Genomic DNA, 23,840 nt, shown 5'->3' with positions numbered 1-23,840 from the left:
GGCAATGATTTTCAAGCAAGAGCTCAACCGCGAGGACGCGCCGCCCGATCCACATCGCGCGCCCCTTCGGGTGGCGATTTGCGGCGAGGTCAATTCCGGCAAGTCCACTGTGCTCAACGCGATTTTGCGCGCGCGCAGCATCGGCGACAATCTGGGCCGGACCGAGCGTCCAACGGTCGTCGCGCGCTACCGCGCGATGCCGGGCGTGGTGATGCGCGACGCGACGGGGCGCGAGATCGACGAAGCGGAGGTCGAAGAAGGCTGGGCGGTGCCGTCCGAGATTTACGTCTATTCCGCGCAGCCGCATTTGCAGGGCTTCGAATTCGTCGAAGTGCCGCTGAGCCGCCCCGAAGACGTGAACGAAGAGCAGATCGGCCTGATCGCGACCTGCGACGTGATGATCTGGGTGACGATCGCCTCGCAGGCATGGCGGCTGACCGAAAAGACGATGATCGAGCGGCTCGGGCCTGCGCGCCCGTCGGATTGCCTGCTTGCGATTTCGCGCGGCGACAAGCTGCGCAACGACCCCGACCGGGCGAAGCTGAAAGCGCGGGTTCAGCGCGAGTCGGCGGCCTATTTCTCGCGGGTCGCCTTCCTGTACGGGGCGCGCGATCTTTTGCGCGAGGCCGAGACCTCGGATGAAGCCTTCCAGCGCAGCGGCGGTGCGGCGCTGATCGCGGCGCTCGGGGCGATGACGGGCCGCGCGGTGGTGGGGCTCGACTCGCTCGATCCCGAGACCGAGGCCGATCTGGCGATCGGCACACATGACGCGCCCTCGCCGCTGCTCTCCGAACATGGGGGCGCGGTGCTGCCGTTCCGCGCGCGCAGCGTGGGTAAACGTGCTTCGCAACCGGCAAATTCCGGCGCGCCCGTCGCGCCACCTGGGGCCGAACCCGAGTTCCGGCCTGACCCGCATCCCGTCGACCGCACGCCCGAAGTGTCGCCGCGACGGGTCACACGCTCGTCCAAGCCGGGCCGTGACGCGGAGCGTGAGCCCGGTCGCGAGCCGGGGCCGAATGTCACCGGGTCCGAAATGCCCGAAACCGAAGCCGAGATAGAAACCAAGCAGGACAGCCCGCTGCTGCTGGCCACCACGCGGCTCAGGCTCGGTATCGAGCTGCCCGAAGGCTTGCAGCTTGCCGGGCGGATCGGCCCCAGAGACCGGATTCTGCGGCCCGTCAAAGGGTCGTCGGACGAGATCGTGGCCTGCGCCAAGGCGCTGGAGAACCTGGTGGCCGGGTTCGCCGGGAACTACACCACCGTGTTCGGAGGCCAGCTCGACACGATCACGGAAGCCGGCGACGATGTGCGCATCATGTTCGCGAGCGCGCCCGAGACCGGCCTGACCTTCGCGCAATTCACCGTCGATCTGATCGACGAGCCATCGGCGCATGCGCTGTTCGCACGTTTGGCGGGCACCTTGGTCTGACAGGGGTGGCCGGTCGCGTCCGCGCGCTTCTACCGCCTGCGAAGTGACGCGAAAACAGGCGCTGCCTATCACGAGAACGCAAGGTCATCCGACTATCGGTTTGCGCCGTGGCAGAGTGCGGCTAATCTTTCTCTCACGCCTCGGCGCGCCGATAACTGCGGCCGCTCGGGGTCTATGAAAAAAGATTATTCCGCAGGGAGACCGAAATGTCCGATTTCAAGCGCCGTCTGGCTGCCTTCATGCTGGGCGCCGCCTCGACCGGGCTTCTGGCCGCAGGGCCCATTCAGGCCGAGACGGTGAAGCTCACGATCCTCGGGGTCGGCGATATTTACAATTTCGACGGCGATGGCGAGCGTGGCGGTTTCGCGCGGCTCAACGCGGTCGCCAAGAAGGAGCGGGCGGACAATCCCAACACGCTCTATGTCTTCGATGGCGACATGCTCTCGCCCTCGCTTCTGTCGGGGATCGACGAAGGCCAGAACACGATCGACCTGACCAATATCGTGCCCTTCGACATCGCAGTGCCGGGCAACCATGAGTTCGATTTCGGGCCGGAGAATTTCGAGAAGAAGATGGAAGGCTCGAAATACCCCTGGGCCGCGATCAACATCACGCAAGCCGATGGCTCGCCCATTCAGGGGCTCGGCGGCGTGATGATGAAGGAGATCGCAGGGCTCAAGGTCGCGCTCGTGCCGGTGGCCCAAGACACCACGCCCGAGGTCGCCAATTCGGGCGATCTGAAATTCCAGCCGACCGTCGACACGGCAATCGCGGCCGCCAAGAAGGCCCGTGAGGACGGTGCGGATCTGGTGATCGGCGTCGTGCAGACCGACCAGTCGAACGACCGCAAGCTGATCGCGAGCCAGGATTTCGACGTGATCATGTCGGGCGACGACCACCTCAACGCGATGTTCTATGACGGGATCACGGCTTACGTGGAGACCTCGATCGACGCGCGTTATCTGCAGCCGCTCGATCTGACCGTCGACATCTCCGAGAAGGACGGCAAGCGCAAGATCAGCTGGACCCCGAATTTCCGCTGGATCGACACCGCGAACGTCACACCGGACCCGGAATCGATGGATCTGGTCAACGGGTTCAAAAAGCAGCTCGACGACAATCTCGGCCAGCAGATCGGCACGTCGGAGACCGAGCTGGACTCGCGGCGCAATGTCGTGCGCTCGCAGGAGAGCACGATGGGCGATCTGATCGCCGATGCGCTGCGCGATGCGACGAAGGCCGATGTGACGCTGATCAATGGCGGCGGCATCCGGGGCGACACGACCTATGATGCGGGCCACAAGATCACCCGCAAGGACGTGCTGACCGAGCTGCCCTTCGGCAACAAGACGGTGGTGACCGAGATCCCCGGCTCGCAGCTGCTGAGCGCGCTGGAGAACGGCTTCAGCCAGGTCGAGAACGGCGCGGGTCGTTTCCCCCAGATATCGGGCATGAGCGTGGTCTATGATCCGAGCGCGCCGGCCGGTTCGCGCGTGGTCTCGGTCGAGGTGGGCGATGAGCCGCTCGACAAGGACAAGGTCTACAAGGTCGCGACCAACGATTACATGCTGGGCGGCGGCGATGGGTATGGCGCGCTTGGCGGTGGCAAGGTCATCGTGAACGCGGGCAATGGTAACCTGATGGCCAATGACGTGATGACCTATGTCGAGAACAAGGGCACGGTCGCGCCCAAGCTCGACGGGCGGATCAAGAAACAGGGCGAGTGAGTTCGGCCTTATCGGAATGAGAGGCGGCGGGGAGACCTGCCGCCTTTTTCTATTGCGCTGAGGGACGGGCGCGGCCCGGGGCTGGTCGCCCCGGGCCAAGTGGAGCCTACGCCCGGAACAGCCGCGAAGCGGCCCGGGCAGCGCCCGACCGCCCCCTCGGGCGGGCGCTTGGGGGGCAAAGCGCGCGGGTCGAGGTTATCCGGATTTCGCCGCGATTAAGTGCAGACCACATGGCGAGGGACGCCCGCCCGGCGATCGGGCGCTGCCCTGCGTTGCCCTCACTCCAGCGGCGGCGCGCTCGCCTCCACAACGGTCTCCATCGCGACATAGCTCGAGGACGAATGGACATGGGGCAGGGTGGACAGCTCCTCCGACATGATCCGCCGGTAATCGGCCATGTCGCGGGCGCGGATCTTCACGAGGTAATCGAAGCCGCCGGCGATCATGTAGCACTCTTCGACCTCGGGGATCGCGCGCACCGCAGCGTTGAACGCCTTCAGCGCCGTCTCGCGCGTATCGCTCAATTTCAGCTCGATATAGGTCACATGGGTCAGCCCCAGCTTGATCGGCGAGATCATCGCCCGGTAGCCCTTGATGAGGCCGGTTTCCTCCATCTGGCGGATGCGCGCGGCCACTGGCGTCTTCGACAAGCCGACCCTGCGCGCTATCTCAGCCACGGGGAGGCGTGCATCGGCGATGAGCTCGTTGAGGATTCGCCTGTCGATCGCATCGATCTCTTCACTCATGGGCTGCAGAGTCTCCAAAAATAAGTCTTAGAGACCATCGCTTAGCAAATCTTTGAGCCAATCGCCTAGGGGAAATCGCATAATATCGGACAATCAGATTTAAGGGAGGATCGCATGGGCGACACGTTCGATCAGTTCACAACGCAGGCGAAATTCGCCGATGAAGCCGCACTTCTGGAGCGCCTGAAGGGCCAAGCCGAACTGAGCGAGAGTGATCGCACGCAGATCTCTGCCCGCGCGGCGAAGCTCGTGCGCCGGATCCGGACCGAAGCCAAACCGACGCTGATGGAGCATTTCCTCGCGGAATATGGCCTGTCCACGCAAGAAGGCGTGGCGCTGATGTGTCTGGCCGAGGCGATGCTGCGCGTGCCCGATGCCGAGACGATCGACGCGCTGATTGAAGACAAGATCGCGCCGTCCGACTGGGGCAAGCATATGGGCACGGCCTCGTCCTCGATGGTCAACGCCTCGACCTGGGCGCTGATGCTGACGGGCCGCGTGCTCGAAGACGAAAAGCCCGGCATGGCAGGCGTGCTGCGCGGTGCCGTGCGCCGTCTGGGTGAGCCTGTGATCCGCGCAGCCGTCAGCCGCGCGATGAAGGAGATGGGCCGCCAGTTCGTTCTCGGCGAGACGATCAAGGACGCGCTGAGCCGCGCCAAGAAGCTCGAAGATCGCGGCTATACCTACAGCTACGACATGCTGGGCGAGGCCGCCCGCACCGCGCGCGACGCCAAGCGCTACGCGAAGGATTATGCCGACGCGATCGCTGCCATCGCGAAGGTCTGCAAGGACCGCCCCGTGGCCGAAAACCCCGGTATCTCGGTGAAGCTCTCGGCGCTGCATCCGCGCTACGAGGTCGCCAAGGAAGAGCGCGCCATGGCCGAGATCGTGCCGGTGCTCAAGGATCTGGCGAAGGCCGCGAAGGCCGGGAACATGGGCCTCAACATCGATGCCGAGGAGCAGGACCGTCTGGTGATCTCGCTCAAGATCATCAAGGAGGTTCTGTCCGACCCCGAGCTTGCCGGCTGGGACGGGTTCGGCGTCGTCGTGCAGGCTTACGGCAAACGCGCGAGCCTCGTGATCGACTGGCTGGGTGCGCTGGCGGAAAAGCTCGACCGCAAGATCATGGTGCGTCTGGTGAAGGGCGCCTATTGGGACACCGAGATGAAGCTCGCGCAGGTCGAAGGCCTGCCGGACTTCCCGCTGTTCACCACGAAGGCCGCGACCGACGTCAGCTACCTTGCCAATGCGCGCAAGCTTTTCAGCTATACCGACCGCATCTATCCGCAATTCGCCACCCATAACGCCCATTCCGTCGCGGCGATCCTCGAGATGGCCGAGGGCCGTCCCTACGAGTTCCAGCGCCTGCATGGCATGGGCGAGCGTCTGCACGAGATCGTCCACCGCGAGGAAGGCACCCGCTGCCGCATCTACGCCCCCGTCGGCGCGCATCGCGACCTGCTGGCCTATCTGGTGCGTCGCCTGCTGGAGAACGGTGCGAACTCCTCCTTCGTGCACCAGATCGTCGATGAGGACGTGGCGCCCGAGACCATCGCGGAAGACCCGTTCGTGCAGCTTGCGAATGCCGAGCGTTCGGCGATGCTCAAGCTCCCCTCGGAAGTGTTCGCCGAGTCCCGCGAGAATTCCACGGGCTTCGATCTGACCGACGAGGGCACGCTTGCGTGTATCGATGCCGCCCGCAATGTCGCGATCCCGGATGCGGGGCCGCTGGTGGCGGGCGAGGCAACGGGCGCGGCCGTGGCCGTCATCAACCCCTCGACCGGCGAAGAGGTGGCCAAGGTCACCGAGGCCGACGAGGCCTGCGTCGCGGCCGCCATCGACGCCGCGCGCCCTTGGCAGGCGCCGGTTGCTGAGCGCGCCGCCGTTCTGCGCCGCGTGGCGGAGCTTTACGAGGAGAACTTCGGGCCGTTCTTCGCGGTGCTCGCGAAAGAGGCGGGCAAGAGCCAGCTCGATTCCGTGGGCGAATTGCGCGAGGCGGTCGACTTCCTGCATTACTATTCGGCGCAGGCCGAAGAGAGCGACCCGACCGCGCGCGGTATCTTCGCGGCGATCAGCCCGTGGAACTTCCCGCTGGCGATCTTCACCGGGCAGATCTCGGCGGCGCTGGCTGCGGGCAATGGCGTGATCGCGAAGCCGGCCGAGCAGACGCCGCTCGTTGCCGCCATCGCTGTGCGCCTGATGCATGAGGCGGGTGTGCCGCGCGACGTGCTGCAACTGCTGCCCGGTCAGGGCGAGACGGTGGGCGCGGCGCTGTCGTCCAATCCGAAGATCGCGGGCATCGCCTTCACCGGCTCGACCGAGACGGCGAAGATGATCCGCCGGTCGATGGCCGACAATCTCGATCCGACCGCGCCGCTGATCGCGGAAACCGGTGGTCTGAACGCGATGATCGTGGACTCGACCGCTCTGCCCGAACAGGCCACGCGCGACATCATCGCTTCGGCCTTCCAGTCGGCGGGTCAACGCTGCTCGGCGCTGCGCTGCCTCTATGTGCAGGAAGACGTGGCCGAGGGGCTGATCTCGATGATCAAAGGCGCGATGGACGAGCTGTCGCTGGGCGATCCGTGGTATCTGTCGACCGATGTCGGCCCGGTGATCGACGGCGAGGCGCAGGAAGACATCGCCGCCTATATCGCGACTGCCGAGAAAGAGGGCCGCGTGCTGCACAAGCTCGACGTGCCGTCCAAAGGGCATTTCATCGCGCCGACGCTGGTGAAAGTCTCCGGCATCGAGGCGCTGGAGCGTGAGGTCTTCGGCCCGGTTCTGCATATCGCGACCTATCGCGCCGAGGATATCGAGAAGGTGTTCGCCGCGATCAACGCCACCGGCTACGGGCTGACCGCCGGTCTGCACAGCCGGATCGACAACCGCGTGCAGGAGGTCTCGGACGCGCTGCATGTCGGCAACCTCTACGTCAACCGCAACCAGATCGGCGCGGTCGTGGGCTCGCAGCCCTTCGGCGGTGAAGGTTTGTCGGGCACGGGGCCGAAAGCGGGCGGTCCGCTGTATCTCACGCGCTTCGCGATGGCGCCCGAGGCGTCGTCGAAGAATGGCGAATGGGGCCACAAGGCCGATCTCGATGCGCTGCGCAAGAAGCTCGCGAAAGCGGCGGCGAAGGCCGAGGCAAGCGAGCCGATCGAGGCGCTGGAACTGCCGGGGCCGACGGGCGAGGCGAACACGCTGCGCCGCTATCCGCGCGGGCCGATCCTGTGCCTCGGCCCGGGCGAGGCTGCGCAGGTCGCGCAGATCAAGGCGGTCGAGAAGCTGGGCGGTGTGGCCGTCGGTGCCGATGGCAAGATCGCCCCGGAAGTGCTTGAGACGCTTGAGGATATCGCGGGCGCCATCTGGTGGGGCCACGACACGCGCGCGCTCGTCAAGGCGCTTGCCAAGCGCGAAGGGCCGATCCTGACGCTGACCACCGGCGCGGTGCAGAAGGCCGATGTCCTCCACGAGCGGCATCTGTGCGTCGACACCACCGCGGCAGGCGGCAATGCGGCGCTGCTGGCGGGGTAAACCCCGCTAGCCCACATCCTCGGAGGCCACCGACATCGCCTTGATGATCGCGTGGCACGCCATCCCCTCGGTCAGGCGAAGTGCCTCGACCGAGCGGGTGGTGAGCCGGGCCAGCAGATGCTCGTCACCCATCTTCAGGCGCACGTAGACGCTGGGCGGACCCGCGGGGCGCAGCTCCGCGACCGTGACAGGCAGGATATTGAGCGCGGACAGCCCCTCGGGGTGCCCGACTGCCAGTGTCACGTCGCCCGCATGGATGCGCAGCCGCAGCGATTGGCCGGGCTGGCCCGCCGGATAGGGCAGCAGCACTGGCCCGCCCGCGGTCTCGATCCGGGCCAAGCCGTCTGCTTCTTGCTCCATGACACGCCCCGAAATGACTGCACCCGCTTCGCGTTGCCCAAGCGCCGGGGCGAGCGTCGGATCGGACAGAATCTCGCGCGCGGGGCCGAAGCCGCGCAGGCGTCCGGTCTCGATCAGCGCGATCGAGGTCGCAAGCCGCGCGACCTCGGCGGGGGCGTGGCTGACATAGAGGATGGGCAGTTTAACTTCGTCCCGTAACCGCTCGATATAAGGAAGAATTTCCGCCTTCCGCGCGGCATCCAGCGCGGCCAGAGGTTCGTCCATCAGAAGCATCCGCGGGTTCGACAGGATCGCGCGTCCCAAGGCGACACGGCTCTTCTCGCCGCCCGAAAGTGCGGCCGGACGGCGCTCCAGCAGTGCGCCGAGACCGAGCATGTCGATGATGCGGTCGAACTCCGGCGCGGTCTTGGTTTTGTTGAAACGTTGTCCGTAGAGCAGGTTCGATTTCACGCTGAGATGTGGGAAAAGCCGGGCGTCCTGAAAGACATAGCCGATGCGGCGCTTGTGGGGTCGCAGGCAGATGCCGGCCTCGGTATCGAGCAGCACCTCGCCATTCACCACGATCCGCCCCCGGTCGGGACGCAGCAGCCCGGCGACCGCGTTCACCACCGTCGTCTTGCCCGCGCCGGACGGGCCAAACAGCGCGGTGACGCCTTCGGGCGCGGTGAAATTGACGTCCAGATCGAGCGCGGGCAGGCGATGGCTGAGCGAGATTTCCAGCATCAGTTATGCCCCGCGATCCGCGCCGCGATCCGTCGCGCCAGCCACTCCGAGACCAACAGCGCGCCAAGCGCCAGCGTGACCGAGATCACCACCAGCCGCGCGGCATCCGCCTCGCCGCCCGGCACCTGCAATTGCGAATAGATCGCGAGCGGCAGGGTCTGGGTCTGGCCGGGGATGTTCGACACGAATGTGATCGTCGCGCCGAATTCTCCCATCGCCTTGGCGAAGGCGGTGATGGAGCCCGCGAGGATTCCCGGCAGGATCAGAGGCAGGGTGATCGTTGCGAAACTGGCGATGCGCGAGGCCCCGAGGGTTGAGGCCGCCTGTTCCAGCTTCGGGTCCACCGCCTCGATCGCGAGCCGGATCGCGCGCACCATCAGCGGAAAGGCCATGATCCCGGCGGCCAGCGCCGCGCCGCGCCACGAGAAGGCGACCGTGACCCCGATCTTCGCCAGCGCCGCCCCAATCACTCCGTTCGGCGCGAAGCCGATCAACAGCAGGTAGCCGGTGACGACGGGCGGCAGGATCAGCGGCAGATGCACCAGCCCGTTGACGAGGCTGCGCCCGGGAAAGCGCCAGCGGGCCAGCGCATAGGCCACGAACAGACCCGGCGGCAGCGACAGCAGCGTCGCCCAGCCCGCCACTTTCAGCGACAGGACAACCGCTTGCCAGTCGGAGGGCGACAGCCAGCTCATTTCAGCGTCTCGAAGCCTTGGTCGTGGAAGATTTTTGCGGCTTCATCGGATTTCAGCTCGGCGTAGAAGCTTTTGGCCGCGTCGCTCTGGGTGAGCCGGGCCGCGGGGTAGCGGATCGGCGGGTGGCTGTCCGCGGGGAAGGTCGCCACGACATGCACGCGCGGTTCGGCCACGGCATCGGTCGCGTAGGTGATCCCGTAAGGAGCGGCGCCAAGGGCCACCATCGCCAGCGTCGCGCGCACGTTGTCGGCCTGCGCGACCTCGGGCTCCACCTTGGTCCAGAGGCCGTAATGCTCCAGCGCCGCCTTGCCGTATTGCCCCGCAGGCACCGCGTTCACCAGCGACATCGCGAGCTTGCCGCCCTGCAGGAGCGCTTTGATGTCCAGATCCGCAGAGATCGTCACCGGCGCGGCCTTCGGGTCATGGGCGATCAGGACGAGGTGATTGGCCAGCAGGTCCTCTTGCGCCTCGATGCGGCCCGTCCTCGCGACCGTCTCCATCCAGCACGGATTGGCGGAGATATAGATGTCGGCCGGTGCCCCGGCGGCGATCTGACGAGCCAGCGCGCCCGAGCCCGCGTAGGAGATATGCGCCACGTCGCCGGTCTGGGCTTCCCATGCTTTCGCCACTTGATCGAGCGCGGTCTTCATCGAGGCGGCGGCGAAGATCGTGACGTCCTCGGCGCGGGCGGGCAGCGCGAGGCTCGCCGGGATCAGCGCAAGGGCGAGGATGCGGGGCAGGGACATGGGGCCTCCTTCGATATGTTCCGCCATACATATTGCAGCGCAGGCCGCCAAAGGCAAGCGCGCGGAGGGTTCAAAGGGGCGCAAAAAAGGACCGGCGCATCGCTGCGCCGGCCCGTTCGGGTCGTCTAAGGGAAAGGCTTAGCCGCCCGAGTTTTCGTTTTGCGCGGGCACGGAGGCCTGATCGCCGGACGGGTAGCCCGGCCCCATCAGCTCCCCATCGACTTTCTTGCCGTAGAAGCCCTGGTGCTTGTGGTGCCATTTGTCGAAGGCGTCCTTCACCGTCACGTCGCCGATCTGGCGCGGGTCGTTCGGGCGCGGATGGCTGTCGACGAAGGCGGCCACGTCCCAGGCTTCCTGCACGCTGAGCTTGTTCGGCTCCGACAGCGGCATGTTGTGCTTGATGAAGGCGGCGGCGGCGTCGACCTTGTGCATGCCCGCGCCCCAGTTGAAGCTGTGCGGCCCCCAGAGCGGCGGGAAGACGACCTTGCCGTTGATGTCTTTCTGACCCTGACCGTCGGCGCCGTGGCAGACCGCGCAGTTCTCGGCGAAGACCTCTTCGCCGCGCTGGCGCGAGGGCTCTTGCGCGGGCTTGTCGATCTTGCCGAAGCCTGCGCCTTCCGGCTTCTCGCCCGTGGGCAGGCCCTTTGACATCCAGAAGAAATAGGCCTGCAGGTCGCGATAGACATCCGAGCCATAGGGCGGCGGGCCACCCGAGGGCGAGCCTTGCGCGTTCATCGAATAGGTGAAGCAGCCCTTGATGCGGTCCTCCATGGTGTTCACCATTTTGTTCTTGCCGCGATATTTCGGATAGACCGGGTAGGCCGCCCACATCGGCGCGGAATAGGCCTGACGGCCCGCATCGAGGTGGCAGTTCGAACAGGACAGGTCGTTGCCCACGAAGTCATGCGCGTTGGTGCCGGTGTCGTTGAAGATCGCCATGCCGCGGCGCACCGATTTGCCGAAATCGTCATCGGGGATGGTGCTTTCCGCAGGCGGCTGGAACAGCGCGGCCTGCTTGGTCTCGCCGCCGCTTTGCGCCGCGGCGGTCTCGGCTTCGCTCTGGTCGCGGGTGGCGCCGGTCAGCCAGCTGGGGGCGAGGCCGAAATCGACGAGGAGCGAGCCCAGCACGACCAGCACGAGGCCGCCGCCCACCGCGAGGATCGCCCGCAGCACGGTTTGCCCGCGGGAGGATTTGGTCTCTCCGCGCGGAGGAATATCGGACGGGTGCTTGTTACTCATTGATCCACTCCTTCACGGACCGGGATGTTGCTCTCCATCGCGGCCAGTTCGGTTTTGTCCATCGCCGGCATCGGTGCGAGCGAGGCGAGGTAGTCGGCCACGGCGCGGCGATCGGAGTCGTTCAGGGCCTTGCCGATCCCCGCCATCAGGCCGAGTGGCGAGTTATGGCGCGCGCCGCCCGCCCACATCGCGAGCTGATGCGCGACATAGCTGGGCTGCTGCGCGGCGATCCCGGGGAAGTTCGGTGCAACGCCGACGCCCGAGGGCCCGTGACAGGTGAAGCAGGCGGGAACGCCGATCGACCAGTCGCCTTGCTTGGCGAGTTGCGCGCCGCGCTTGAGATCGCCCTGCAGCGACGGTTTCGCGCCCGAGGGGCTGCTCATGCTCGCGTAGTAATTGGCCAGCTCGCCGATCTCGCGATCGCTGAGACCCTTGGCGACATAGGCCATCGAGTCGTTGAACCGGGTGCCTCTCTGGAAGTCATGCAGCTGCTTGGCCAGATAGGGCGCCGGAAGGCCCGCCAGGCGCGGCACGGTCTCGATGCCTTCGCCCTTGTCGCCGTGGCAGCTTGCGCAGGCCCAGACGGTGTCGGTGCCTTTGCCCACGAGCTGGGCGACACGCTCGGAATCGGCGCCCTGATCGGCCGCTTCCGAGTTCGGCTGCGCGGGCAGGTCGTTGATCAGCCCGGCAAGCCCGGCCCCGCCATCGAACGGATCTTTGTCACCGGCGACCTTGCGGATATCGGCCACCTCGGGGGCGCTGATCGTCTTGGCGTCGTCGTTGAGCCCGGTCGCGACATAGGACGCGATTTCGGAAATCTCGGTGTCGCTGAGTACCGAGCCGAAGGCGGGCATCTGGCCTTCATAGCCGTCGCCATTGACGTTGAGCTTGCCGCCGATGCCGCGCATCACGATATGGGTCACGGCTTTCGCGCCGCCCAGCTTCACGACATCCGAGCCGTGCAGCGGAGGGAAGGCGCCGGCCACGCCTTCGCCCGCATCGCCGTGGCAGGTGGCGCAATTGTCGGCAAACAGCGTCTTGCCCGCGTCCAGATCGGGCGCGGCGGCCTGAGCGAGTTTGGTGCTATCCTCCTTGGTCACCTCTTCTTGCGTCTTGTCGGCAACCTGAACGGCGGTGCTGGTCTGGACCAGCATGATCACCCCCCAGATCGCGAGCGCGATCGCGATCGAATAGACGGGCCACGGGATGCGGCGGGTTTCCTCGAACGGCTCGAAGGTTTCGTCGGGACGCCGGGGATCGGGTTTCTTATCGGTCATTCTTGTCTCCCTGGTCTCAGTTCGAGGCCGTGGTGGCATCGGTCGCGTCGCGTTGCTTTTCGGCGATCAGCGCGTAGCCGTTGTCGCGCAGACCGTCCTTCGGCGGGGCGTATTGGCGCTTCATGCCCTGCAGATAGGTCACGAGGTCGAGCGCATCCTGCTTGGCCACGATCACGCCGGATTTCGGCGCGTATTTCGCGGGCAGCTTGACCACCACATCGTCGGGCCCGGCCTTGTCCTTATGCTCGAAGAGGTAGGGATAGGCGGGCATGATCGACCAGCTCGCGATGGCGCGGGGCTGGTAGAGGTGGGTCAGCTGCCAGGCCTGCGAGGGCAGGCGGTCGCCGATATCCATCAGGTCCGGCCCGGTGCGCATCGTGCCCAGCTGGTGGGGGTCGTCATAGGCATAGTCGCCCGCGACCGAGGCGCGGCCCCAGCCGCGCTCGGCATCGGGGGCCTGCGCCAGCGAGCGCGGCTGCTGCGAGTGGCAGTAAAGGCAGCCCATCGAGACATAGACGGCACGTCCGCGCGCCTCGGCCTCGGTGTAGGGTTTGAGCCCCTGCGACGGGCCTTGCGCGCTGATCTGCATGCCCGGCGCGATCACCAGGAACAGGGTCGCGAGCGCAAGGATCGCCAGCGCCGTGATTGCGAGAGGAAGATAGCGGTTCATTCTGCAGCCACCATGTTTTCGGTTTCGGTCTCACGGGTCTTCTTGGCGAAGCCGATCGCGATGAGGTTGATCGCCAGCAGCACATGGCCCAGCGTCATCAGCCCGCCGCCGAGCGAACGGCCTTCGAGATAGGGCTTGAGCAGGATCACGCTGTCGGCGAAGGGCTTGGTCGCATCGAGCTGGGCGAGGCCCTGCAGGATGCCGCCGATGGTCAGCGAGAAGAAGTAGACGGCAAAGCCGATCACGTTCAGCCAGAAATGCCATGCGATCATGCGCGGGAAGGGCCAGTATTTGCCCGTTGCGCGCGGCACGATCTGGTAGATCGCGCCCATCAGCACCAGCGACACGAAGGCATAGGCACCCAGATGCGCGTGCGCCACCGTGTAATGGGTGAAGTGAGTGATCGAGTTGACCGAGCGCAGCGCCTCGATCGAGCCTTGGAACGAGGCCAGCGTGTACATCACCGCCCCGAAGGAGATGAAGCGCAGCGGCATCGACTCCTTGAGCGCCCAGAGGTTGCTCGCCACCGTGACGTGCTGGTTGATCGCCACCGCGATGACGGGGACGAACATCATTACCGAATGCACCACCGAAAGCGTCACCAGCCAGGTGGGGACCGGGCCGCCGATCAGGTGGTGGATGCCGACCTGGCTGTAGAACAGCGCCAGCGCCCAGAAGCCCACCAGCGACAGCGCGTAGGAATAGACCGGTTTGCCGATGATTTTCGGGATGAAGTAATAGGCCGTGCCCACGCCCAGCGGCGTCAGCCACAGGCCCAGCACGTTATGCGCATACCACCAGTTCATCGTGGCCTGCTCGACGCCGTGATGGACGCCGGGGATGTTGGCGACGATGAACAGCACCGGGAACCACAGCACGCCCGCGAGGAAATACCAGCCCGAGACATAGATGTGATGGACGTTGCGGTTCTTCGCGGTCGCGATCAGCGGGGCCACGAAGCACGCCGCGCCGGCGGCGAGGATGATGTCGATCTGCCACGGGATCTCGAGCCACTCGAGGCCGTCGGTCCAGCCGTTCGCGATGGCCAGCACGCCAGCCGCCAGACCGATATTCCACAGCACGATCCCGACCTTCAGAAGGCCCGTCATACGCAGGTTGGTGCGGAAGATGCGCGGGATGATCCAGCACACGGCCGCAAGCCCGCCCTGGCTCGCCCAGCCATAGGCGACCGAGTTCAGGTGAACGGTGCGCATCCGCCCGAAGGTCATCTGCGCGGTCCCCGACATCAGGTCGGGCAGGTGGAGTTCGAGCGAGGCGGCCAGCCCGTGCAGCGAGCCGTAGATCAGCCAGAACACCGCCGCCGCGATGAGCCACATCACGACGCTGGAGGAATTCGCGTCGATGCCGCTGCGGGCCGTGTCGAAATGGTGGGGCTTGTCGGGATAATCGATATCCGCGCCCTCGCCGGGCTCGAAAATGGTCCGCGCGTCATCGGCGTCTGGCGTATGGACCTGCTTGTTCGCGATCGCCCAGATCAGGATCGTCAACGCCAGAAGCGAGATGACGAAGCTGAGCGCGAGCAGCAGGCCGAGCGTTTCGGTGATTTGCATAGGCTGGCTCCGGTGTCAGACTTGACCCGGGCCGAGCCGGTGCGACGCGTGGATGCTCGTCACTGTTCCATTCTCCCTTTAGCCCGGTTGGTCGGTTTGTTTTCATGTCTCTTTCACGAACAATGCACGGCAGCGTGATCAGTTCCAAACATGCATATGTTTGCAGATGTCGGGCGCACCGACGCCCGCGCAGGGACGATCACGACCATGTGGCGCGGGGCCGTATGTTCGCGAACGCTAAGGATGATGCAGTCACGGGGGCGCGACCACCTCACCTCACGCGATGATGAATTTGGTTGAACGGACCCTGCGGCATGCTTTCCTGCGCGGAAGGCGCACGCGTCCGGGTGTGTCATATTTTTAACGCGGAAAGCCGTCGTTGGGGCGCTCGCAATGTGCTCCCGCGGTGCTGATCGGGGCAACGAATGCGTGATCCGTGCCTCACGTTTGCCGTGAGACGGGTTGAAGCGTGGGCCGAAGTTCCAAGGGGAAGGGCGGCGTGCCGATTTGCGGGGCCCGGGAACCGGGCGGGGCCTCGGCGCGATTCTGGTGCAGGAACGGCGACAAGGGCGGCCTCTCGGACCCGCCCACGGCGCGCCGCGACGGGGGCGATGGAAAGGCAGGACGACAGTGGCCACGAAGGAGAATTTCAAGGACCACGCCGCGAACGAGCGGACCTTTCTGGCCTGGCTGCGCACGGCCATCGCGATCGTCGGCGTCGGGCTGACGGCCGCGAAGCTGACCCGGGCGGATATTCCTGGCTGGTCCGATCTCGCGATGGTGCTGAGCGGCGGGGTGGTGGTGATCCTCGCCTTCGTGCGGATGCGGATGCTGCGCGCGCTGATCGACGCCGAGGAAGCGCCGGACGAAAGAGGCACCAACTGGCCCGATCTGCTGCTCTTCGCGCTGGTGATCGCGCTCATGGTTCTACTCGGGATTTTCATCCTGCATGTCCGCTGACGCCCTTGCATCTTCGCCGCTGCGCGGGCTTGATGCCGCCAAAATGAAGGAGGACATCACATGAAACTTCTGCGTCATGGGCTGATCGGGGCCGAGAAACCGGGGCTGATGGACGATCAGGGCGTGATCCGCGACCTGTCGGGGCAGGTTGCCGATATCGGGGGCGCGGTGCTCTCGGATGACGGACTGGCCGCGATCGGCTCGCTCGATGCGTCGGAGCTGCCTGTCGTGCCCGAGGGCACGCGTCTGGGCGCGCCGGTGGCCGGGATCGGCAAGATGATCTGCATCGGGCTGAACTATGCCGATCACGCCGCGGAATCCGGTGCGCAGGTGCCGCCCGAGCCGCTGATCTTCATGAAGGCCACCTCCGCGATCCAAGGGCCGAACGATCCCATCGTGCTGCCGCGCGGCTCCGAGCAGACCGACTGGGAGGTCGAGCTGGGCATCGTGATCGGCAAGCCCGCGAAATACGTCTCGGAAGAGGATGCGATGGATTACGTCGCGGGTTTCGTGCTCGCCAATGACGTCTCCGAGCGCAGCTATCAAAAGGATCGCGCGGGCCAGTGGACCAAGGGCAAGAGCTGCGACAGCTTCGGCCCGCTCGGTCCGTATCTGGTGACCCGCGACTCCGTGGCCGATCCGCAGAAGCTGGCGATGAAGCTGAGCGTGAATGGCGAGGTGATGCAGAACGGCTCGACCGAGACGATGGTCTTCGGTGTGAAGAAATTGGTGAGCTACCTCAGCCAGTTCATGACGCTGCATCCGGGCGACGTGATCTCGACCGGCACCCCGCCGGGCGTCGCGATGGGGATGGAGACGCCGCGCTTCCTGCATCCGGGCGACGTGGTGGAACTGGAGATCGAAGGTCTGGGCAAGCAGCGCGCCGAGGTCGTGGCCGACGCCTGATCCGATCGCAAAGAACAGGGCAGGGCGCGCGGGTCTCTCGCGTGCCCTTTTCTATGGGCGCTTACAGCCGGATCGGGTCGTCCTTGGCGATCCGGTCGAACTCCATCAGAGTCTGGACCAGCTTCGGCATCTGGTTCAGCGGGATCATGTTCGGCCCGTCCGAGGGCGCGGTATCGGGCGCCTCGTGGGTCTCGATGAACACGCCTGCGATGCCGAGCGAGACGGCGGCCCGCGCCATCACCGGGGCGAATTCGCGCTGACCGCCCGAGGAACCGCCCTGACCGCCGGGCTGCTGCACCGAATGGGTCGCATCCATGATCACCGGGTAGCCGGTCTTGGCCATCTCGGGCAGGCCGCGCATATCGGCGACCAGCGTGTTGTAGCCGAAGGAGGTGCCGCGCTCGGTCAGCAGGATCTTCTCGTTGCCCGTCGAGGCGACCTTGTCGGCCACGTTCGGCATGTCCCACGGCGCGAGGAACTGGCCCTTCTTGATGTTCACGACACAGCCGGTCTCACCCGCAGCGAGCAGAAGATCGGTCTGGCGGCACAGGAAGGCCGGGATCTGGATCACGTCGACCACCGCGCCCGCGATGCGGGCCTGTTCGGCGTCATGGATGTCGGTCAGCACCGGGCAGCCGATCTCGGCGCGCACCTCTTCGAGGATCTTCAGACCCGCGTCGATTCCGAGGCCGCGCTTGCCCTTGAGGCTGGTGCGGTTGGCCTTGTCGTAGCTCGCCTTGAAGATGAATTGCGCGCCCGCCTGATCGCAGGCACGGGCCATTTCCTTCGCGATCATCATCGCATGGTCGCGGCTTTCCAGCTGGCAGGGCCCCGCGATCACCGTCAGCGGGCGGTCGTTCGAGACGGTCAGCCCGCCGATTTTCACGTCTTTCATATCTCTCTCCGCAGCCTCGTGACGGGCCGCTCAGGGGTCAGCTCGAGACCTGCTCGCGCAGGACCGAAGCTGTGAGCGACAGCATCAGATAGATGCCCGAGAAGATCAGGAAAGCCAACAGCGTGTTCTCGAAAGCGCGCGGATAGGTGGGCTCGTCCGGGGCGACGGGGCGCACGCCCATCTCCAGATAGCGCACCTGCTTGTTCGCCTCGATGCGGGCGGTTTCCATCTGCTGGGCCGCCGCCGACAGCAGCATCTGCCGGGTCTGCAACTCGCCCTGAGCGATCTGCAGCTGGCCGGTGACGGCGGCGAGCGACTCGCCCCCCGTGGATTGCCGTGCGGTCGTCAGCTGGCTGCGCGTGGTGTCGAGAAGCGCCTGAATGCGCTTGATGTCGCCCTGCACGCCCGCGACCCGCGCCTGATTGGGCCGCGGATTGTCGAGCAGCTGCCCCAGTTCGAGACGCTTCTGCTGCAACTGGTTTTCCAGATTGGCGACCTGACCCATCACCATCGAATTTTCGCTGACGGGATCGAGCACGCCGACCTTTTCCTGCAGCTGCTGCACCTTGGATTGCGCCGCGAAGACCTTGGCCTCGGCATCCTCATAGCTTTCGCGCGCGCCCTTCATCTGGTCGTCGCGCAGCCGCGAAGTCAACTGGTCCACCTGCTGTTCGGCATAGGAGATCAGCGACTCGGAGAATTTCTGCGATTTCGCCGGATCGGGGGCGACCACTTCCATCTTCACGATGCCCTCGGAGGGGTCGTAGCCGATCTGCACCATCTTGGAATAGAGCCGGTAGGCCTGCTCGTCGGTCGCGTTTTCCGGCAGCCGCTGCAGCGGGTCGATGCTCTGGTCCTCGAAGATCTTCTTGAACCCCTGATCGCGGTCGAGCCGCTTCATCGCATCGCGCGATTGCAGATAGGACTGCACCGTGACCGAGTCCTGATTGGTGGCGAGCTGCGTGCCCGAGAACAGCGAGCCCAGCCCGGAATTGCCCATCCCTTCGGCTTTCTGGATCACGAAGGCCGATTTCGTCGCATACATCGGCGTGGCCATCGCGAAGTAGTAATAGGCGGCCATCAGCGTCGGCAGCACCACGAAGAAGCCCAGCCGCGCGCCCAGCAGCATCAGCTTGCGGCGGCGTCGTTTGGCGATGTCGCGCTGGATGCGCAGGATTTCGGCGGCGCGGCGGTCCGCGTTCATCACCTCGGTGGAGGGGACCTGACCCTGCTTGATCGTCTGCGGCAGGTTCACGCGGGTATCGGCGCCCGGCCCATCGGTGCGTGCCAGCGCCCGCGAGGTCGCCTCTGCCTCGCCGGGTTTCACAAGCGCCACGATATTCGAGCGGTCGAACGGGTCGATCCCGCGGCGGCGCAGAAGCAGCACGGCCTCGAAATCGGAACTGGCCTGAACGCCGTGTTTCTGGGCCATGCGGCGCGCGAGGCGCAACTGGCGGCCGGTTAGCCCCTCGGCGCGGATCGCGTCGATTTCTTCCTCGGGGGTGCGCTGGCCCGCGTCGATCACCTCGGAGTCGGTCTGGTCTGCGGTCGGGAATTTATGATCGCCGAACCCGTCGTCCTGCGGCTCGAACAGGTTGGACGGATCGTCCGGCTGGCGCTGCGGTTGCGGCTTGCGCTGCCGTTGCGGCTGCGGCGCCTCCGCGGAGGGCGCGCTTTGCGCAGCGGAGGCCGCCGAGGCGTTCGAAGCGCGCGGCGTGGCAGGTTCGGAGGCGGCGTAGCCCGCGCCCGATTGCAGCGGCATGGCGCCCAGTTGCAGCGAGCCATCGCTCCCCGTGATCACCGGACCATCGCGGCGGATACGGAATTTCGGGGCCTTAGGACTGGTAGTCATACAACCGCTTCGCTTCTTCCAGAGTGTCGAACTGATAAAGTTGGCCGTCGCGCAGCACCGCCGCGCGATTGCAGAATTTCTCGATCGTGGCGGGCTGGTGCGAGACTACGACCACGGTGGAATCGCGCAGCCGGTCGCGCAGGATCGAACCTGCCTTTCGGTTGAACTCCACATCGGTGGTCGAGGGCATCCCCTCGTCGATCAGGTAAATGTCGAATTCCAGCGCCAGAAGCAGGGAAAACGTGAACCGCGCGCGCATCCCCGAACTGTAAGTGCCCACGGGCTGGTCGAAATATTCCGCGATGCCTGTCAGCCAGCGCGAGAAGGCTTCGACGTAATCGGGGTCGAGCCCGTAGAGCCGCGCGATGAAGCGGGCGTTTTCGCGCGCCGAGTGTTTCGAGACGACGCCGCCCATGAAGCCCAGCGGGAACGAGACGCGGCTGGTGCGGCGAATGTCGCCCTCGTCGGGCTTTTCCAGCCCTGCCATCATGTTGATGATCGTAGTTTTTCCGGTGCCGTTGGGTGCGAGAATGCCGAGGCTGTGGCCCAATTCCACACGGAAGCTCGCGCGTTCTAGGATCACCTTGCGCTGCTTACCGGTCCAGAAGGATTTGGAGACGTTCTCGAATACGATCATAAGCTCTCGGTCCGGGTCTCCAATTATACGCGCCTTGCCACTAAATCACGGGGGGCGCAGGCTGAGAACCCACCTAACCTTGGATTTGGGCAGGATTATGTTCACTTGGAGGAGGGTTATGCAACGAGGAACACATTGACACCAGAGAGGAAACTATGACCCGACCCGTGCAAGAGGACATCCGGGCCTGTCGCATCTGCGCGGCGCGGTTCCGGGCGACGGCCACGGGGCATTCTCCGCGACCCGTCGCGTGGTTCGGGGCGGGGGCGCGCGTTCTGATCGTGGGGCAGGCGCCGGGGCTTCGGGTGCATGAGACGGGCGTGCCGTTCAACGACCGCTCGGGCGATCGCTTGCGCGACTGGATGGGCGTGGATCGCGAGACCTTTTACGACACGTCCCGCATCGCGATCGCGCCGATGGCGTTCTGCTTTCCGGGCTATGACGCGAAGGGCTCGGACCTGCCGCCGCCTGCGATCTGCGCCGAGACATGGCGCGAGCGCGTCATGGCCGAGATCGGCCCGGTCGATCTGACGCTTCTGGTGGGCGGTGCCGCGCAGCGCTGGCATCTGGGCACGCGCAACGTGACCCAGACCGTGATGGGGTGGCGAGACCACGCGCCGCGCCTCTTCCCCTTGCCTCATCCGTCCTGGCGCAATACGGGATGGCTGAAGAAAAACCCGTGGTTCGAGGCCGACCTGCTGCCGGTCCTGCGCGCGCGGGTGAAGGAGTTGACATGACCCCCTATGACCGCGCCCATGCCGCGATGGAAGCCGAACCCGAGAACGAGGCCAAGCGCCTCGCCGTGTTCGACCGTCTCGCCGATGCCGAGCTTTTCCTGCTTCTCGAGGAAGAACCCGAGGACGAAAACATCAAGCCGCAGGTGTTCTCCACCGAAGAGGGCGATTTCGTCCTCGTCTTCGACACCGAGGATCGTCTGGGCGAATTCGCCGACGGCCCGCAGCCCTATGCGGCGCTGCCGGGCCGGGTGATCGCGCAGCATCTGGTGGGCGAGAATATCGGGCTGGGCGTCAATCTCTCGGTGGCGGACTCGGCGATGCTTCTGCCGCCCGAGGCGCTCGACTGGCTGACCGAGACGCTCGCGCATACGCCGTCCGAGGCGCAGGGTCGCCCGGTGGAATTCACCGCTCCGGGCCTGTCGCCTGCGGTGATCGCGCTGCTGCTGCCCGCGTTCGAGGCGAAGCTGCATCAGCTCGCTGGCATCGCGCAGGCCGCCGTGCTGGGCGGCGTGACCTATGAGGACGGCCACCGGGGCCATGTGCTCGCGGTGATAGGCGCGCATGAGCATTTCCGCGCCGGGATCGCCAAGGCGATGGGCGAGGCGCTGACCTTCTCCGGGCTCGATGCGGGGGAGCTGGACGTGACTTTCCTCGAGCCCGAGGAAAAGGCCGCGCAGCTTCTGCTGGACAAAGGCCTCGTGCTGCATGTGCCCGAGCCGGAAGAGGAAGAGGTGCAGGAGATCGTCCCCGGTTCGGCCCCCGGCATGGACCCGAGCAAGCCGCCGAAGCTGCGCTGAGGCGCGCCCGGCGGCGCTCGCTTATCGGTCGGACGCGGTCTCTGCCTCGTCCTGTTCGCCCGTCACCTCGTTCTTCACCTGACCCCATGTGAGCAGTGTGAAGACCGCCGTGCCGCCCGCGACATTGCCTGCGAGCACCGGCAGGAAGAACCGGCTGAACGCCTCGGCAAGGCTCATCTGGCCTGCCCAGACCAGCAGCCCCGCCTCGACCGAGCCCGCGATGACGTGGGCCGAGCCCGAGGCGGCGAGCAGCCATGTCATCGCGAGGATCACGAGGAAGGAACTGCCCTGCGCTGCGGGCATGATCCACACAACGGCCGCGATGATGATCCCCGCGGGCATCGCGCGGTAGAAGTTCTGCCCCATATCGCCATCGGTCGCGTGACGCGCCACCGCGAGAAGACTGTCGGTCATCTCGTCGGGGATAACATGCGGAATGCTCAGGAATCCCGAGGCGATCGCACAGCCCAGCACGTTGGAGGCGAGCACGATCGCCCAGAGCCGCAGCATCTTCAGCAGGCAGGTCAGCGAGCGGTCCGCCACCACCGGCAGCACGGTCGTGATCGTGTTTTCGGTAAACAGCTGCATCCGCCCGAAGATCACCACCATGAACCCGGCCGAATAGCCAAGCGACTCGACCAGTATCCGCCAGTCCTCATCGGGCAGACGGGCATGCAGGCTCGCCTGCGCGATGACCGAGAGGCTGATGAGGATGCCCGCGGCGAGACCCGACCAGACGAGCGAGATCAGCGGGCGGTTAAGCTCCTCGTCGCCGTCATGGCGGATCACGGCATAGATCAGCCGCGCCGAGAGGCGCGACGCCTGCATCACCGAGCGCTTTTCATGCCTTTCGCGCACGGCGTTGGAGGCTTTCGCGCTCTCGTCGTCGGACTGGTTTTGATCGTTACTCTGGGAACCATGTGATTTCATAAATCCAGAACACCGCCAGGCGTTCTTTGTTCCCGAGGCGCGACCGCATCATCCCTGTTCGCTGGCGAACACCTTGTCGATCATCGCCTGCGTGCCGCGCGCGTCTTCGAGCGTCCACATATAGGGGGCGCCCTCGGTGACGTGGCGCACGAAAGCCTCCACCTGAATCACATATTGATTCACGCCCGGATAGCGGATCACCTCGTCCGGTTTGCCCTTGCGGATCAGGGTGACCTCGGCCTGATCGAAGACATTCGCGTTGAACGGGCAGGTGAGACGGATCAGCCCCTCGGAGCCCTGAAGCACCGCTTCCTGACGCGGATGCAGCCGGGTCGAGGTCATCGCGCCATAGGTGAAGCGGCCCTTGTCGGAGATCATCTCGCCGGTGACCTGTGCGAAGGTGTCGACATCGTTCTCGCGATGGATGACGGCGCGCAGATCGCCCGGTTCCGCCCGCGCGGCGAAGCGTACGCAGGAATAGGCATAGACGCCGATATCGGGGATCGAGCCGCCGCCCATCTCCGGCTTGTTGCGGATATTGGTCGGGTCGGGGTTGTTGAAGGTGAAGGCCACATCGGCGTGACGCAGTTCTCCGATCGCGCCCGCATCGAGCCAGTCGCGCACCTGCTGCCATTGCGGGTGATGCACGATCATATAGGCCTCGGTCGCGAATTTTCCGGCCGCGTCGCGCGCGTCTATCAGCCCGTCGATCTCGTCGGCCTTCATCGCGATCGGCTTTTCCGTCAGCACATGCTTGCCTGCCGCCAGCGCCTTCTTCGTCCATTCGACATGAAGCGTGTTGGGCAGCGGGATATAGACCACGTCGATCTCGGGGTCGGCGAGCAGCGCGTCATAGCTGTCATGGACCTTAAGATCGGGCGCGAAGGCCTTGAACGGATCGGCTTTTTCGGGGCTCGACGTCGCGAGCGCCGCCAGCCGCGCGCCCTCAGCGGCGTGTATCGCCCGGCCCATATGTTCGCGCGCGAATTTCGCAGCCCCCAGAATGCCCCAGTTCAAAACGGTCATGTGATAGCCTCCCTTTCTCGCCGCGATGGTAGCGCAATCAGGACCGGGTGCAACGGGGGCGCGTTGACCGGGTGTCGCACATCGCTACGCTGGGTCGAAACGGAAGGGGGCTGCCAGAGATGCGCGTGATCAGTATGCTTCTCAGCCTCGGGCTGACGCTTGCCTTCGGCTATGCCTATTACGCGCAATATTTTCGCTGGCGGAGCCGCTTCAACGAAATGGGGCGCTGCTTAGATCCGGCGGAGGGCGTGGTCTATCATGCGCAATCCGGCGCGGTCTGGCTGGCGCTCACCTGCGTGACCTTCGCCGTTTTCCTTTACCAAATGCGGCAAAAGACGCGGGAGACGTGAAAGCGATCGGCGCTGCCCGAAGAAACGCGGCGC

Annotated in this window: 21 protein-coding genes; 8 read left to right on the top strand and 13 right to left on the bottom strand. The window is 65.5% G+C overall.

All coding sequences use genetic code 11. The annotated features are described in order from the left end of the window. Nucleotides 1-4 precede the first annotated feature (4 nt). Together F8R15_RS09365 and F8R15_RS09360 are read left to right on the top strand one after the other, a co-directional pair. Complete coding sequence (locus tag F8R15_RS09365) at nt 5-1,429, top strand: GTPase (protein ID WP_152844385.1); 1,425 nt, start codon at nt 5-7, stop codon at nt 1,427-1,429. Between the two features lie 206 nt (nt 1,430-1,635). Further along, nucleotides 1,636-3,156 (top strand): bifunctional UDP-sugar hydrolase/5'-nucleotidase, encoded by a 1,521-nt coding sequence (locus F8R15_RS09360; protein WP_152844384.1) that lies wholly within the window; start codon nt 1,636-1,638, stop codon nt 3,154-3,156. Between the two features lie 278 nt (nt 3,157-3,434). Here the strand turns inward: F8R15_RS09360 and F8R15_RS09355 are convergent, their stop codons facing one another. Further along, nucleotides 3,435-3,902, bottom strand: a complete 468-nt coding sequence (locus tag F8R15_RS09355) for an Lrp/AsnC family transcriptional regulator (protein ID WP_075774978.1) — start codon at nt 3,900-3,902, stop codon at nt 3,435-3,437. Between the two features lie 114 nt (nt 3,903-4,016). Between F8R15_RS09355 and putA the strand changes: the two genes are divergently transcribed. Beyond that, nucleotides 4,017-7,436, top strand: a complete 3,420-nt coding sequence (putA, locus tag F8R15_RS09350) for a bifunctional proline dehydrogenase/L-glutamate gamma-semialdehyde dehydrogenase PutA (protein ID WP_152844383.1) — start codon at nt 4,017-4,019, stop codon at nt 7,434-7,436. A 6-nt stretch (nt 7,437-7,442) separates the two neighbouring features. On the opposite strand, the gene modC is transcribed toward putA, so the two are convergent. From modC to F8R15_RS09315, 7 genes are all read right to left on the bottom strand, one after another. Continuing rightward, nucleotides 7,443-8,519, bottom strand: coding sequence for a molybdenum ABC transporter ATP-binding protein (gene modC, locus F8R15_RS09345; protein WP_152844382.1), 1,077 nt, complete (start codon nt 8,517-8,519; stop codon nt 7,443-7,445). Beyond that, complete coding sequence (gene modB / locus F8R15_RS09340) at nt 8,519-9,214, bottom strand: molybdate ABC transporter permease subunit (RefSeq protein WP_152844381.1); 696 nt, start codon at nt 9,212-9,214, stop codon at nt 8,519-8,521. Before modB ends, modC begins: the two co-directional genes overlap by 1 nt. Continuing rightward, nucleotides 9,211-9,960, bottom strand: coding sequence for a molybdate ABC transporter substrate-binding protein (gene modA, locus F8R15_RS09335; protein ID WP_152844380.1), 750 nt, complete (start codon nt 9,958-9,960; stop codon nt 9,211-9,213). The genes modB and modA overlap by 4 nt, the downstream gene beginning before the upstream one ends. A 138-nt stretch (nt 9,961-10,098) precedes the next feature. After that, nucleotides 10,099-11,199, bottom strand: a complete 1,101-nt coding sequence (locus F8R15_RS09330) for a c-type cytochrome (RefSeq protein WP_152844379.1) — start codon at nt 11,197-11,199, stop codon at nt 10,099-10,101. Next, the gene (locus F8R15_RS09325; protein ID WP_172976195.1) at nt 11,196-12,476 is read right to left on the bottom strand and encodes a c-type cytochrome; all 1,281 of its coding nucleotides are present in this window, start codon (nt 12,474-12,476) and stop codon (nt 11,196-11,198) included. Before F8R15_RS09325 ends, F8R15_RS09330 begins: the two co-directional genes overlap by 4 nt. Before the next feature lie 16 nt (nt 12,477-12,492). Beyond that, complete coding sequence (locus F8R15_RS09320) at nt 12,493-13,146, bottom strand: cbb3-type cytochrome c oxidase subunit II (RefSeq protein WP_134332696.1); 654 nt, start codon at nt 13,144-13,146, stop codon at nt 12,493-12,495. Next, complete coding sequence (locus tag F8R15_RS09315; protein WP_152844377.1) at nt 13,143-14,717, bottom strand: cbb3-type cytochrome c oxidase subunit I; 1,575 nt, start codon at nt 14,715-14,717, stop codon at nt 13,143-13,145. The genes F8R15_RS09320 and F8R15_RS09315 overlap by 4 nt, the downstream gene beginning before the upstream one ends. Nucleotides 14,718-15,347: 630 nt before the next feature. On the opposite strand from F8R15_RS09315, the gene F8R15_RS21925 reads away from it, so the two are divergent. Both F8R15_RS21925 and F8R15_RS09305 read left to right on the top strand, forming a co-directional pair. Then, nucleotides 15,348-15,677, top strand: coding sequence for a YidH family protein (locus tag F8R15_RS21925; RefSeq protein WP_368731024.1), 330 nt, complete (start codon nt 15,348-15,350; stop codon nt 15,675-15,677). A 60-nt stretch (nt 15,678-15,737) separates the two neighbouring features. After that, the gene (locus F8R15_RS09305; RefSeq protein ID WP_152844376.1) at nt 15,738-16,583 is read left to right on the top strand and encodes a fumarylacetoacetate hydrolase family protein; all 846 of its coding nucleotides are present in this window, start codon (nt 15,738-15,740) and stop codon (nt 16,581-16,583) included. 61 nt (nt 16,584-16,644) lie between these two features. Here the strand turns inward: F8R15_RS09305 and kdsA are convergent, their stop codons facing one another. From kdsA to F8R15_RS09290, 3 genes are read right to left on the bottom strand one after another with little or no spacing between them, the layout of a single operon-like run. Further along, a complete protein-coding gene (kdsA, locus tag F8R15_RS09300) occupies nt 16,645-17,478 on the bottom strand; it encodes a 3-deoxy-8-phosphooctulonate synthase (protein WP_078570962.1) in 834 nt (277 codons plus the stop codon). Nucleotides 17,479-17,515: 37 nt separating this feature from the next. Beyond that, nucleotides 17,516-19,330, bottom strand: a complete 1,815-nt coding sequence (locus tag F8R15_RS09295) for a capsule biosynthesis protein (protein ID WP_152844375.1) — start codon at nt 19,328-19,330, stop codon at nt 17,516-17,518. Then, complete coding sequence (locus tag F8R15_RS09290) at nt 19,314-19,967, bottom strand: ABC transporter ATP-binding protein (RefSeq protein WP_078540654.1); 654 nt, start codon at nt 19,965-19,967, stop codon at nt 19,314-19,316. Before F8R15_RS09290 ends, F8R15_RS09295 begins: the two co-directional genes overlap by 17 nt. Nucleotides 19,968-20,122: 155 nt before the next feature. Between F8R15_RS09290 and F8R15_RS09285 the strand changes: the two genes are divergently transcribed. Next, nucleotides 20,123-20,704 carry a uracil-DNA glycosylase family protein gene (locus F8R15_RS09285; protein WP_152844374.1) on the top strand — a complete coding sequence of 194 codons (582 nt, stop codon included), beginning with the start codon at nt 20,123-20,125 and terminating at the stop codon, nt 20,702-20,704. Continuing rightward, the gene (locus tag F8R15_RS09280; RefSeq protein WP_152844373.1) at nt 20,701-21,501 is read left to right on the top strand and encodes an SseB family protein; all 801 of its coding nucleotides are present in this window, start codon (nt 20,701-20,703) and stop codon (nt 21,499-21,501) included. Before F8R15_RS09285 ends, F8R15_RS09280 begins: the two co-directional genes overlap by 4 nt. A gap of 21 nt (nt 21,502-21,522) precedes the next feature. Here F8R15_RS09280 and F8R15_RS09275 read toward each other — a convergent pair whose 3' ends face one another. Next, on the bottom strand, nt 21,523-22,431 hold the full coding sequence (locus F8R15_RS09275; RefSeq protein ID WP_152844372.1) for a formate/nitrite transporter family protein: 909 nt from the start codon (nt 22,429-22,431) through the stop codon (nt 21,523-21,525). 48 nt (nt 22,432-22,479) lie between these two features. Beyond that, complete coding sequence (locus tag F8R15_RS09270) at nt 22,480-23,457, bottom strand: Gfo/Idh/MocA family protein (RefSeq protein ID WP_152844371.1); 978 nt, start codon at nt 23,455-23,457, stop codon at nt 22,480-22,482. A gap of 125 nt (nt 23,458-23,582) precedes the next feature. Here F8R15_RS09270 and F8R15_RS09265 point away from each other — a divergent pair, with 125 nt between their 5' ends. After that, nucleotides 23,583-23,807: a hypothetical protein gene (locus F8R15_RS09265; protein ID WP_152844370.1), complete on the top strand. Its 225-nt coding sequence runs from the start codon at nt 23,583-23,585 to the stop codon at nt 23,805-23,807. Nucleotides 23,808-23,840 lie beyond the last annotated feature (33 nt).

Source organism: Thioclava sp. JE_KL1, from assembly GCF_009296265.1.
In the GTDB taxonomy this organism is placed as follows: Bacteria; Pseudomonadota; Alphaproteobacteria; order Rhodobacterales; family Rhodobacteraceae; genus Thioclava.
Note: the sequence above shows the minus strand (reverse complement) of the source record. Positions and strands in the feature narration are given on the sequence as shown.